We start from the raw sequence: 11,142 nt of genomic DNA on the forward strand, positions 1-11,142 counted from the left end.
ATCACCCCGTCGTTAATTCGGTTGCGGACGATCACCACACCTCCAAGAACTCCTCAACAACCCCCTCCGAATCCTCATCAAGACCGTACACCTCGCGGAGAACCACCTCATCCAACTCGTTACACAGTCGGTCGAACCTTTCCTCCAACTCCTCGATCCGAGTCTCATCACCGCGGTACTCGTCCATCAGTTCGACAACATCGTCCCGAGACGGCGTGTCCATATGCAGAACCTCGGAGCGAGTCAATCGCCTGTCCTGCGCCGTCAACAGCTCGTACACGAAATCACGCACGCGCTCATCCCCGAACTCCAGTTCGTGACCTCGCTTCATCACCACCTGATACACCTCGTCCGCAGACTCCACGTCCATCCTCACGTCCGTCCGAATCGGGCCCTGCCGGTAGTCGTCACCGTCAAGGTTGATGGACTGCGCGAGATCAAGAATCGCGCTGGAACGCTCGTAATCCGGCAGATAGTTGCGGATGTCGCCGGTCTTGTACTCCAAGTCCGTTCGCTCGGCCCGGGCGTTCTGAATTTCCCGCGCCGTCTCCAAGATGGAGTCCTCGGGTACCTCGTCCGGCAGCACGATGGGATGCGGCTCCAAGTACCGCTTGTTGTACGAGTAGTACTTCCTGCCGAAGATCGGCGCGATGTGCTTGTGGTAGAACTCTAATACCGACGAGTTCAGCAGGGCGACGTAGTACAGGTGCTGTTCCGAGCCGGAGACGTACTCGTCCATCAGCTGGATGCCGTACCCGCCAGCATTGCCACCACCGAGGAAGTAGTACTCGCCCTCGGTGTCGGCTACGAACCGACTGTACGCGCTCATAATGTTCGTCATAATCTTGTCCGGCTCCATCTTATCGACGTTCTGCCGTCGCCCGAACGCCCACCAGCGGTCATCCTGCACGTCCCTGTCCTGCAGGTAGTCCCTGTGGTCTTCGAGGAACGCCCACGCATTCTTGAAGTCGTCCCGCAGCCGCTCCTCGGACATCAGCTCCGCATCACCGTCCTCAACCTCGTACGGGAAGACGAGCCAGAGACCCTCCCAGTCCACACCCCAACGGTCAATCTCCGGGCCGCGCAACAACCGTCGCAGAATCTCCTTCTCCATGGGCTGCGCCTCGTCATCGCCCTTCGCCCGGAACTGCACGAGTCCATCCTCTCCGTCGACATCGCCCTCGATGAAGCCGAGGTATACCGGGTTCGCGCTCGTCTGAATGCCGACGAACACCTCATCAGAGACCTGCTGAAGCCGAACCGACGACGAGTCCTCGATGGCGTCGAACACCTGCCGCTCGTCCTCCAACGGCATCGGCTTCCAGCTCGCAAGATACTCGTTTGAATTGTCCTCGCGCATCAACTCCTTCGGGTACGTGTACAGATCGTACTCGTCAACCTCATCGGGCGTCTTCCACTCGTCCAGTCGGTGAATCTCCTCCAGCACCCCCTCTCTTTCATCTGCAAACCGTGCGCACCGTACGTCCCGCTCCGCGGACTCGTTCCGGTCGATGCAGAAAATGCACGGGTAGGGAGTCGCGGCATCGAACACCTCGACCTCCTTGAAATCGATGAGATGCGTCAACGGCTCGTCGGCAATCGTATCCCGGATATCCTCGGCGTACTCGTGGGTGAGGAGCCTGTTCGGGCAAATGTACGAGAGCCGTCCGTCGTCCTTCAACCACTCCATCCCGCGCTCGATGAACGGCACGTAGATGTCGAACGACTTGCTGTCCACCGTCGAATACCGTGCGGCGTACTCGTCCTTCGGCCCGTTGATGTTCTGCGTCCGGACGTACGGCGGATTCGCTACAACCACGTCGAACTCCATCTCGTCCTTGATCTCGTCAACCGCATCCCGATCGTCGAGGAACGCCTGTGCCCGTCCGTTGTAGTTGGCGAACTGCTGAATCTGCGCCTGCTGCGTCTTGCTGTCCGTGCTTCCCTCCTGCTTTTCAAGAAGCGTCGGCGTCAGTGTGTCCGCCACGTGAATCTCAAACCCGTCCATCGTGTAGTCCGGGTTCTCCTCTGTCACCTTGTCGTACAGATCGACGGTGCGGAACAGCAAGTTGATCTGCGTGATGTGGACGGCGAACGGGTTGATGTCGATGCCGTAGATGTTCTGCTCCACCCGCTCCAGAATCGTCCGCGCCTCCTCGGCGTCGAGGTAGTGGACGCTCGTCTTCCCGAACTTGCTGATGTAATGCTGGATGAGTCGCTCGCACGCCTCCGTGAGGAACCCGCCGCTCCCACACGCCGGATCGAGAATCTTCTCCTGCCCGATGCCCTCGCCCGGCCGGTACCCGGACTCGTCCAGCATATACCGGATGACTTCGATGGGCGTGTAGTACTCCCCGAGTTCTTTCCGCTCGTCCTTCGGCAAGTAGTCCTCGTAGACGTGGCCGAGAATGTCCCGGTTGACGTACTCGAAGTCGAACCGGTTCAACCGCTTGAAGACCTCTCCGAGACGGTAATCCAAGTCGTCCTCGAGGTCTTCTTGCCGACTCTCCTCATCGCTGTCGAACCGCTGCCGCTTGTCCCGACTCACCCACCACCAGTCGAAGATACCCAGCTCGTACAGGTCTCCGTAGTGATCGTCGATCCTGTCGTACGTGTCCATCAGCGCGTCGAGATAGGGACGGTCACCGTCGTGTTCCACGGCCTCCGCCATTCCACGCCCAGACAATCGCGTCTCACCGACGATTTCCTTGTCCTCCGCTATGCGGGCGAACAACGCCCGGTTCATCAGGATGTACGCCGTCTCCCGGCAGAACGTCTTCTTCGCGTCATCGCTCTTCCCCGTGTACTCCCGCCAGTCCTTCCAATCCGGGAACGTCGTCTCAAGGAACTCGCGGGGGTATGAACCATCGGGACGCTCCATATAGTCCTCGAAGAACCGCCGCATCACGCTCGAAAGCTCGTCCAAGGACTGCTTCACCGCCGAGAGGAACATCTCGTACCCCTCGTCATCCGTCCCGGGTTGATACTGTACCGGCACCTCCCGCGCCCGGTCGCGGAAGTAGTCCGCATCACCGACGTTGACGAACCGATCACGTCGTAGGTACTCCAACTGCTGGAGCGCCTCGGTCTGCTCGCCGTCCAGTTCCTCAACCCCGGACTCCGCCACCTCACCGATGTCGAACCCGTCGATGGAGCCGAGAGATCGCTCCTCCGCGTCATACTCGTACAGCCGGAACTCGTGGCCGTTCGTCAGAATCCCATAGTCTGCACTCCCAACACCCGCCATATACGTCTCCAACTGCTCCACATCGTTCAAGTCGAGATCGTGAGACGGACGCTTCGTCTCGCAAACGATCACCGGGAACGGTGGATCGCTGTCGTCGTAGCAGAGAACGTCCTTCCTGTCGTCCTCGAAGTTGACGTGTCCCTCACCCTCGGTGCGAGACCAGCCGAGCGCGTCGGTGAAGAGATGGTCAACGAGACTGTACCTGAAGTCGAATTCGCTCCCCTCGGCGCGAATCTCGCCGTGAACCTCTCGGAAGGCATCGTGAAGATCGACGAGGAAACCATCCGTCATTACCCAACCATTCAAAAACCACTATCTTAAAAATTCACTTAACCAGAGACCATCAAGCAGTCCCATGGAAGATGTTCCACAACCATCCGACTCGCCATACGAGGTAGGCGACAAGGTACGGGTCTACCTCTCCCGGGACGATCCCGACTCACGGCACCACGGCGAGACGGGAACGGTCGTGGACGTACTCACGGATTCGCTCAGTGAGGAAACCGACAGACTGCTGGACTCCTACAGCTACCGAATCGAAACAGATGAAGGAGAAATCGATGTCTGGTTCCGCCACCGAGATCTAGTTCCCGAGTAACACTCAATCACCACTCGTACTCACTCTCTGGGCCAATAATCTGCGGCATCGCCAACTTGTCCTGCCATTCCGGTTCAACCCCCAACTCCCGGATTATCAGGAACATCACCATCTTCCTCAACTCCACCAACAAATCCGTGTTGTCCCGAAGCCGCGACTCATCCATCGAATGCACGATCTGATTCCTGACAGTACTCGCTTCTTTGACGATCTCCTCAACCTCATCCGAATCGAACCCCAAGTCATTCTGCTCGTTGTACTTCTTGATCTTCACCAACGTGCTCGGCTCAAAGATGAAATCCTTGCCGAGATTATGCTCCAACCGATTCAACTGCCCCTCGGTGAACTCTTCCTCAAACTCCACCAGCACGTACTCGCGAACTCTCCGCTTCTCATCATCCCCGAACAGGTACTCGCGCTGACTCTTCATATACCGGTGATAGTTCCTGTTCGCGTTCGCCTCCAACACCATCCACAGCAGCAGAAACTTCGGCATAATCTGCTTCGTCGCATCGGAGTGCAGAAACAGGGAAACATTCGCCCGGAGATCGCTCGCCAAGTCCTTATCCGCCTCATCGATTCTCTCCAACCCCACGTCCACAAGCGGGCCGATGTTGCGGTTGAACACCGGGCCGGTCTCGTGAACCGCCCTCACCAACGACAGCCCGGTGTTGTCGATCGGAATCCGATACGTGTTCAAATTCCGGGCATCACCCGGTGAACCCTCAGGATAGTATATCTCCCACCGAACGTCCCGCTTCTGATAGAACGAGTAAATGTACGTCAGCCACTCGGCCAACTCCACCGCCCGATCCTCATCCGCCTCGATGAAGCACTTCGCCGTGAACCAGTAGCCAGTCTCGTACTCGCTGCCGTCCTCCCGCCGATTCTCCTCGAATTCCTCGACACCCTCCACCGGCTCAATCCGGATCGGGAACGGGTCGCTATCGTACACCTCATCCTCCGGGATGTACAGGTTCTGCATCTCGAAAGCGAACGTGCCCGGCATATTGAAGACAATCTGACTACCGTCACAAATATCCTTGCGGTGAATTGAAAAATGAATTGTTATGCCCGCCAGTCCGAGAAGAAGTACGCTCCGTACACGTCGGTTAGCCGCCGCGAGTCCTCGTGCTGCTCTCGGGCCTGCCGCCACAACTGCCGCACCGTCTTCACCTCCTTGTCAAGCAATTCCGCAGCCTCCGTCTGCGACAACCCGGCCTCACGAGCCGCCACCACTCGGGCCTGCTCCCGATGCAGCGACGTGTTCTCGTGAAGCCACTCGGCTCTGTCCTCAACCTCGCTCTCGATTTCGGACTGCTCGAGGCTCATAGTTTTGGAATCTTGGAAAGATATCACTCGACTCGACGCTTGTTGCTCGTGATCAGTTCAACGATGTACTCGTCCCCCTCCATCTTTACCTTCAGCTCGTGTGAGTCAACCAAGCTGACCCACGCTCCTCGGTCATCGTGACTGAACAACGCCGCCTCAACGTATTCTCTAATCTCCGCACGAAACATCTCGAGAACTTCCTCGTCGGACTTCCCGCCGTGATCATCGTAGAACTCCGCATCGGTAATCTCGAAGTCCTCGATGTCGTATCGAACTGTTCCCCGAGCGGGGAGGCCATCGTACTCGTGCTGGATGACCTGATCTTCTCCATCGGAGTAGATGATGACGTGCTCGTTGTTCGACGTGCAGTCAAATCTCCAAACCGGAACTGTGTCCATAACCGGTTCAGACTCGGTGGATGTGTTTGCTGTCATAGTTTGAATCGATTTGTTGCGGGCGTTTTTCGCCTGCCCGTCAGGCGCTTCCAAACCCGTCTACACCCAACAGAAAGACGCCGAGGGAGTCGAACCCCCACGCCCCCGTCAGGGGACGGCCACCGGGCGCGTCACATCACTTGGAAGACGATACTATCTCAACCTTCGAGGAGCGGCTCGGCGTCGTACTCGACTTCCACGGTGTACTCCACGATCAGGCCACTCGCGATGTGCCCGGGTGCCGAGTGCGCCGTGGACTCTCGAATGGCCTCCTTCACCGCCTTCTTGCCGTCCTCGTTAAGTTCCACGTCGAAGTAGTGATCGAGGTCAACGAACCGACTGGCGTGAGTGTGCTCCATCCAGATGCGCGTTCCGTCGGTAACGGCGGCAACACCATCACCGACGTGGCCCGCATCTGCCTCCGCCGTATTGCGCTGGTACTCGTCGGCGGCCGCGAAGATGTCTTTGCTGTACTCCGGTGCCACCTCGGCCTTGTCCAACGCATCAAGTCCGCGCTGGCGGTGTGCCTCGTACACCTCGCGGAACTCGCCTTCGTCGAGACCGATGGGATTGAACCGGGGACGGCCAACGTGCTTGACGTACGTCGTCGTGCCGCGCGGCTTGTCCTGTGCTGTCTTCACGTGCAGCCAGTAGCCGTCGATGTCGTAGATGCGGTGCGTGATGGGTTCGGCCCCATTGGAGCCGCTCACGACGGGTTCCTTGTGATCGTAGTCGTCGTCAACCGGGAAGCCGAGATCGCGCTTGAGATCGTCGTCAAGAGTTACGGTCTCGCCGTTGTTGAGAGATCGTGCGATTTCCGTGAGCACTTCGAGAGTGCTCTGAGCAGTTTCGCTCATACTTTTAGGGTTGCTGTTACGGGACGTTGACCGGCTGTCCCGTGGCCGATTCACCTGACTTGCTTCTGATACCTTCTCACTCTGTGGTAGGGGGTGAGGACTTATATACGTATCGTGTGAGTGACCTGTATTATATCCAATATCGGAAAGTCTAATCGGTGGATGGAGAGCACAAACCCAAGATTGAATAAACCACCACCAACCCAAATATCAGAAGACAATCATTCAACCGACGCTGCAGGAAGCCGAGGCCGAGCGACTTCGCCCCGAGACCGCCGCCGAGAACCGTGTTCGACTGCTTCCTGTGCATCTCGTCGCGAATGCGGTAGTGCAGCCGCCACTTGGAGAGAATCCGCGTCTGCCGATGTCCCGTGTTCGTCATCGTCTTCGGAACAGCGTACGTCTCCTCCAAGTCGTGCGCATCGAACGTCTTCCTCTCCTGCCCATCTCAATCTCATTGCACCACCTTCCCGCGCGATGCCCGATGCTTCTCGCGGTCTTCAGCGTCGAAGTCTCCCACCCGGGGCCGCGGCTCATTAACGCCTCGCCGAGCCCGAGACCGCTCTCAGAACAGGCCAACTCGTCCCCTCCGAACTGCACCACATCACCGCCGCATTCCAGACAATCACCGCCGTCATCAATTTGAGATAGAGCCGATGATCGGCAAGATCAACGGTCATCTCATCAGACTAGATGCCATCTATTGAATAAGTGAAAAAAGCTCTGCTAATAATGATTCACTATTTGCACTCGATGCACGTGGCGAGATCGCCCTTAACCTCCACCAGAACATCAACGTCACGAGAATCGGCCACGCACATCGCACGACACAGGGGGGGCTCCAACCGAGAAAAACAGCAGCCCCCGCGTGCAGCATTTAACACGAACGAGCGGGCCCGATCCGGTAACGCGATGACTTGCAAAGTCGACCGAGTGCGAGACAAGTACGACCTGTACAATCTCGATGCCCGGCTGGAACACAGATACCGCTCAACGGACGAGGGCGTCCGTCAGCTTGAGGATTGGATCAACTGTCAAATCTTGGAACGGGCAATGGAGAAAGCCGGAATGACAGTGCTGGACGGCGAAGAGCGCAACTACTATCGGTTGCTTACCAACGACGAGGTGCTGGACTCGGCGCGGCGAGAGGCCCGGGGCGAACTCCGCGAGGCCAGCGTGGACGTGGACGAAGTGGAAAGCAACTTCGTCAGCTACCAGACCGTCCGCAAGCACCTGAACGAATGCCTCGATATCGACACCAGTCGGGACTACAATCCAGACCCGGGGGCTGATCTGCAGCAAATCAAAAAGATGCGACAGAGAGTTACCAACGTCATTGAGGGTTCGCTGGCACGACTTTCGCGGGAAGATGTCGCACACATCGAAGACCCGTCAGTCACCGTCTCGTTCAAGATCAGGTGTGGAAACTGCCGCCGGCGACACGACGTCATCGAGTTTCTATCCGGGAATGCGACCTGCACCTGTCAGTCCGAGGCGTGAGCTGCACACTCCTACGCGAGTGAATTTTATAAAAATACATATATTATCATCGTGGAGTCATCGTCTCGACTCACTTCAGCTGGCCCCCGCCAGCCTCCGACCCCGAGCTCGGCTTTTCCACCGCCCCGGATGCTGCCCGGGGCACATCCATTTAAATCAGGAACAGCGCACTCGAGACCAGAATGTTCCTCGAACCGCTCGACCGAATCACCAACGGTGGACGGTACTCGGACGATGACCTCGATCTGCTTTCGCTCGGCGCGAACGACCTCAACATCCAAATCCACGCGCGAGACGATGGAACCACGGTCAAAATCGACTCCCCGGACGGACAAATCGTTGAGATCGAAACTCGTGATGGCCATCTCCAGACCGTGGATACCTGAAGTACCAAGTGTGTGGGGGCGAATTCTGTTCAGGAAACTGATATATTTTCCCGGGGCGTTCCACGGGATATGGCCAGCGTTGAGTTCCACCGCGAGGTGAACTTTCCGGATTCCGACCTCCGGGCAGTCCAGAAAGACGGTGTATGGTGCTTCAAGCGGGGCGAGACATACTACCCCAGCGTCAACGAGATCGTGCAGAGAGTGCCTTTCAACCACCCCATAGAGGGAGAACTGCACGAACCGCTGTTCCCGCTGGAAAACTACGACCGGAGCGTCGAGAACCCGGAACACGTCCGGGAATACGCGGGACTGGTCGGGCGCACCGCACACTTGAACCTGCAGGAGAGTCTGGAAGACGACTACCGATCCACCCACAAGCGAGACGACATCAAAGCCCAACTTCTCGACCCCAACACCGGCACAGAGGCCGAGGTGGTCTCCACGCTCAAGGACTACTACCCCGACCGATTCATCTTCGACGATCTCGCCAAGCAAGCCCAGTCGGATGCCCGCGACATCACGTCCCGGGTCAAGGACGCGCTTTGCAACCTGATCGATGCCGAGACGTACGCGGCCGCGAAAATACAGGTCATCAGGTGTGAACACCCTGAGACAACTAACTTCCTCAACAAGGAACGCGAGCACGGCGAGGCCGGTTATGCCGGTCGAATTGACCTGCTGCTCCTACATCCTGACACCGAGGAAGTGATTCTCGTTGAGATCAAGACCTCAAAAAGAGTTACCAACGCCTCGAAAATGCAGACAGTTGCCTTGCATCAACTCGACTCGCTCGACATCGACAGCGCCGTGATCGTCCGTGCGGGGCGCAACGACTACCGTATCCACGAGGCGGATGAATGGGACGAGAGAAGGCTGTACAACCGGTTCAAGGCAGAAGCCATCACGCTGTTTCAAGAAGTCAATTGAACCATCACCGCCGCCAGTCCCGTAAATCGTCTGGGCCGTACGCCGACACGAGTTCCTTCGCCTTCCCCACGCTGAGGTAGTTCGCCACGCCGGTCTCTATCTCGAATTCCATCACGCGTGCCCACGCCTCCTCAACGAGTCGGCGGTTTCGCACGACAGCCTCAACGAGTGTCTCGTCACGGCGCGTGGTCATATCGGTCTCGCTCCCCACCAACTGCTCCAACTCGTCCATTCGTTCTTCGAGCTTCTCGCGCTCGCGTCGCTGGTTCTCCATCTTTTCTTCCATCGAGGCGACCTGCTCGCGCAACTGTGAGAAGTTGCCCTCCATCCCGCCCCGGAACTGCTGCCACTCGCTGAACAGCTCGTCCGCTATGCCCTCGATGTCCTCGTCCATCTCGTCCAGTCGTCGCTCGAAATCATCGATGCGGTCGTGAAGCAGATCAAGACGGTCGTGCGTCTCCTCGGCGGCGTCAAGCACCTCGTGGCGGCGTGCGTAGTGGGTCAGGTCACTCCACATATCGCTGACGTACATCTGCCCCTCGTTCGTCAACTCAAACACGCGCACGTCGTTGCCGGCGTGTTCCTTCCGCTCGATCTCGCGGACGAGTCCCGCGGGGGACAGGTACTCGTCGATGCGATACCTGATGCTACTGCTGTCGCCGCCGGTCATTCTCCTCAACTGCGAGGTGCTGGCTCGACCCCGCTTGTGCAGCGCAGACAGCACCATCTGACTGAGATCATCGCACCTCTCTGGCTCAGAATATGTAGCACGCACTACATTAATAACTCACTCACGACGGTGAATAAATCACTCGGCAGAACACCCGGCAACTGCCGGCTATGGCCACAAATATACGGGATTATTGCCGGGGGATTTGCGGCCAGCGGCGGAATCGACTAGAAGCCCAATAGGACATCCCCCGGGTGGGATCACAGCGGGTTCGCGAGCCGGGGAACACCCCATTATCGAAGTGAAAGTCTCGGGCCGAAGGGCCCCGTGATGAAAGGGGTCAGCACCCCGCGAAGGACTTACCAACGACCGGGGGGAGCACAGCACCTATCAAAAACGCGTAACAGCACCCGGATATGCACACCGCGTGGAGCGATGAACTGCCCCACGACAACATCGACTGGTCAGAACCGACAACGCTGGACAATCTCACGCCGGCGCTGACAGTCAGAATGAACGCCGGTGGCGAGACCGAGGCCACCGACAAGCCGCGCACCATCGGACTGGTGACGTCACCGCCGACCCGCGTCGACAACTTCATCGAGCGACACTCCCGGGGCAAGATCGCCGTCCCGGACTACTACAAGGACTTCAGCGACCTCGAAGCACCCACAGAGCCGAGTGACGAGCAAGGGCGGGAAACCACGCTCACTCCAGTGATCCTCGAAGGAGGCGTCAGGGCGCTGAATGGGAAGGGAAGGTACAGCATCGACGAGTTCACCATCCACGACTGTCTGCCGGAAGGTGCCATCGTCCGCCGACACATCGACGGGAAAAACTACGGTGCCGCGTTCATCGCCGCCGGAATCACCGAGCTGGGGATCTAGGTCTCACTCCGCAACCATCCGCTCAAACACAGATCTAGCCCGTTCATTTGCTTCGGCGAAGGACTGGTATCCTATCGGTAGTTGATAATGCGGTTTCTTTAGTCAGTATGCCTATTGAACTCGTCCGGGAAAAGCGTCTGAGCGCGGCGACTCGCACTCTCCACCGAAGTGAAAAATAAAAAGGACGCTCATGGGTAGAGGATTGTTGGTGAACTCATAGCGCAGTTTCGAGGATGGTTTTGAGCGCTTCGTCGCCGGGTTTCCGGCGGACTTGCTTCCGTAGTTGCAGCGCTCTGAGGTAGGG

Annotated in this window: 11 protein-coding genes; 5 read left to right on the plus strand and 6 right to left on the minus strand. The window is 58.0% G+C overall.

Features of this window, described 5'->3' with window-relative positions:
- Positions 1–31: 31 nt before the first annotated feature.
- Positions 32–3,538 carry an HsdM family class I SAM-dependent methyltransferase gene (locus ACMGFG_RS23295; protein ID WP_436932681.1) on the minus strand — a complete coding sequence of 1,169 codons (3,507 nt, stop codon included), beginning with the start codon at positions 3,536–3,538 and terminating at the stop codon, positions 32–34.
- Positions 3,539–3,602: 64 nt separating this feature from the next.
- On the opposite strand from ACMGFG_RS23295, the gene ACMGFG_RS23300 reads away from it, so the two are divergent.
- Positions 3,603–3,845 (plus strand): DUF8139 family protein, encoded by a 243-nt coding sequence (locus ACMGFG_RS23300; RefSeq protein WP_436932682.1) that lies wholly within the window; start codon positions 3,603–3,605, stop codon positions 3,843–3,845.
- 7 nt (positions 3,846–3,852) lie between these two features.
- Here the strand turns inward: ACMGFG_RS23300 and ACMGFG_RS23305 are convergent, their stop codons facing one another.
- From ACMGFG_RS23305 to ACMGFG_RS23320, 4 genes are all read right to left on the minus strand, one after another.
- The gene (locus ACMGFG_RS23305) at positions 3,853–4,854 is read right to left on the minus strand and encodes a hypothetical protein (protein WP_436932683.1); all 1,002 of its coding nucleotides are present in this window, start codon (positions 4,852–4,854) and stop codon (positions 3,853–3,855) included.
- Positions 4,855–4,913: 59 nt separating this feature from the next.
- Positions 4,914–5,177, minus strand: coding sequence for a hypothetical protein (locus tag ACMGFG_RS23310; RefSeq protein ID WP_436932684.1), 264 nt, complete (start codon positions 5,175–5,177; stop codon positions 4,914–4,916).
- A gap of 23 nt (positions 5,178–5,200) precedes the next feature.
- Positions 5,201–5,611 carry a hypothetical protein gene (locus ACMGFG_RS23315; RefSeq protein ID WP_436932685.1) on the minus strand — a complete coding sequence of 137 codons (411 nt, stop codon included), beginning with the start codon at positions 5,609–5,611 and terminating at the stop codon, positions 5,201–5,203.
- Positions 5,612–5,769: 158 nt separating this feature from the next.
- Complete coding sequence (locus ACMGFG_RS23320; protein WP_436932686.1) at positions 5,770–6,468, minus strand: hypothetical protein; 699 nt, start codon at positions 6,466–6,468, stop codon at positions 5,770–5,772.
- Positions 6,469–7,380: 912 nt separating this feature from the next.
- On the opposite strand from ACMGFG_RS23320, the gene rdfA reads away from it, so the two are divergent.
- From rdfA to ACMGFG_RS23335, 3 genes are all read left to right on the plus strand, one after another.
- Positions 7,381–7,968: a rod-determining factor RdfA gene (gene rdfA, locus ACMGFG_RS23325; RefSeq protein ID WP_436932687.1), complete on the plus strand. Its 588-nt coding sequence runs from the start codon at positions 7,381–7,383 to the stop codon at positions 7,966–7,968.
- Positions 7,969–8,150: 182 nt separating this feature from the next.
- Entirely contained in the window at positions 8,151–8,354 is a 204-nt protein-coding gene (locus tag ACMGFG_RS23330) for a hypothetical protein (protein ID WP_436932688.1), read from the plus strand.
- A gap of 69 nt (positions 8,355–8,423) precedes the next feature.
- Entirely contained in the window at positions 8,424–9,281 is an 858-nt protein-coding gene (locus ACMGFG_RS23335; protein WP_436932689.1) for a hypothetical protein, read from the plus strand.
- Between the two features lie 4 nt (positions 9,282–9,285).
- Here the strand turns inward: ACMGFG_RS23335 and ACMGFG_RS23340 are convergent, their stop codons facing one another.
- Positions 9,286–9,951 carry a hypothetical protein gene (locus ACMGFG_RS23340; RefSeq protein WP_436932690.1) on the minus strand — a complete coding sequence of 222 codons (666 nt, stop codon included), beginning with the start codon at positions 9,949–9,951 and terminating at the stop codon, positions 9,286–9,288.
- Positions 9,952–10,367: 416 nt separating this feature from the next.
- Between ACMGFG_RS23340 and ACMGFG_RS23345 the strand changes: the two genes are divergently transcribed.
- Positions 10,368–10,838 carry a hypothetical protein gene (locus tag ACMGFG_RS23345; protein WP_436932691.1) on the plus strand — a complete coding sequence of 157 codons (471 nt, stop codon included), beginning with the start codon at positions 10,368–10,370 and terminating at the stop codon, positions 10,836–10,838.
- The last annotated feature ends 304 nt before the right edge of the window (positions 10,839–11,142 follow it).

Origin of the sequence: Halosimplex halobium (assembly GCF_051414055.1) — an archaeon.
In the GTDB taxonomy this organism is placed as follows: Archaea; Halobacteriota; Halobacteria; order Halobacteriales; family Haloarculaceae; genus Halosimplex; species Halosimplex halobium.

Excerpts from the sequence above, each read along its gene's own strand:
- rdfA (WP_436932687.1), top strand. The coding sequence starts at position 7,381 with ATGACTTGCAAAGTCGACCGAGTGCGAGACAAGTACGACCTGTACAAT.
- ACMGFG_RS23310 (WP_436932684.1), bottom strand. The coding sequence starts at position 5,177 with ATGAGCCTCGAGCAGTCCGAAATCGAGAGCGAGGTTGAGGACAGAGCC.
- ACMGFG_RS23295 (WP_436932681.1), bottom strand. The coding sequence starts at position 3,538 with ATGACGGATGGTTTCCTCGTCGATCTTCACGATGCCTTCCGAGAGGTT.
- ACMGFG_RS23345 (WP_436932691.1), top strand. The coding sequence starts at position 10,368 with ATGCACACCGCGTGGAGCGATGAACTGCCCCACGACAACATCGACTGG.
- ACMGFG_RS23330 (WP_436932688.1), top strand. The coding sequence starts at position 8,151 with ATGTTCCTCGAACCGCTCGACCGAATCACCAACGGTGGACGGTACTCG.
- ACMGFG_RS23335 (WP_436932689.1), top strand. The coding sequence starts at position 8,424 with ATGGCCAGCGTTGAGTTCCACCGCGAGGTGAACTTTCCGGATTCCGAC.
- ACMGFG_RS23315 (WP_436932685.1), bottom strand. The coding sequence starts at position 5,611 with ATGACAGCAAACACATCCACCGAGTCTGAACCGGTTATGGACACAGTT.
- ACMGFG_RS23340 (WP_436932690.1), bottom strand. The coding sequence starts at position 9,951 with ATGACCGGCGGCGACAGCAGTAGCATCAGGTATCGCATCGACGAGTAC.
- ACMGFG_RS23305 (WP_436932683.1), bottom strand. The coding sequence starts at position 4,854 with ATGCCGGGCACGTTCGCTTTCGAGATGCAGAACCTGTACATCCCGGAG.
- ACMGFG_RS23320 (WP_436932686.1), bottom strand. The coding sequence starts at position 6,468 with ATGAGCGAAACTGCTCAGAGCACTCTCGAAGTGCTCACGGAAATCGCA.
- ACMGFG_RS23300 (WP_436932682.1), top strand. The coding sequence starts at position 3,603 with ATGGAAGATGTTCCACAACCATCCGACTCGCCATACGAGGTAGGCGAC.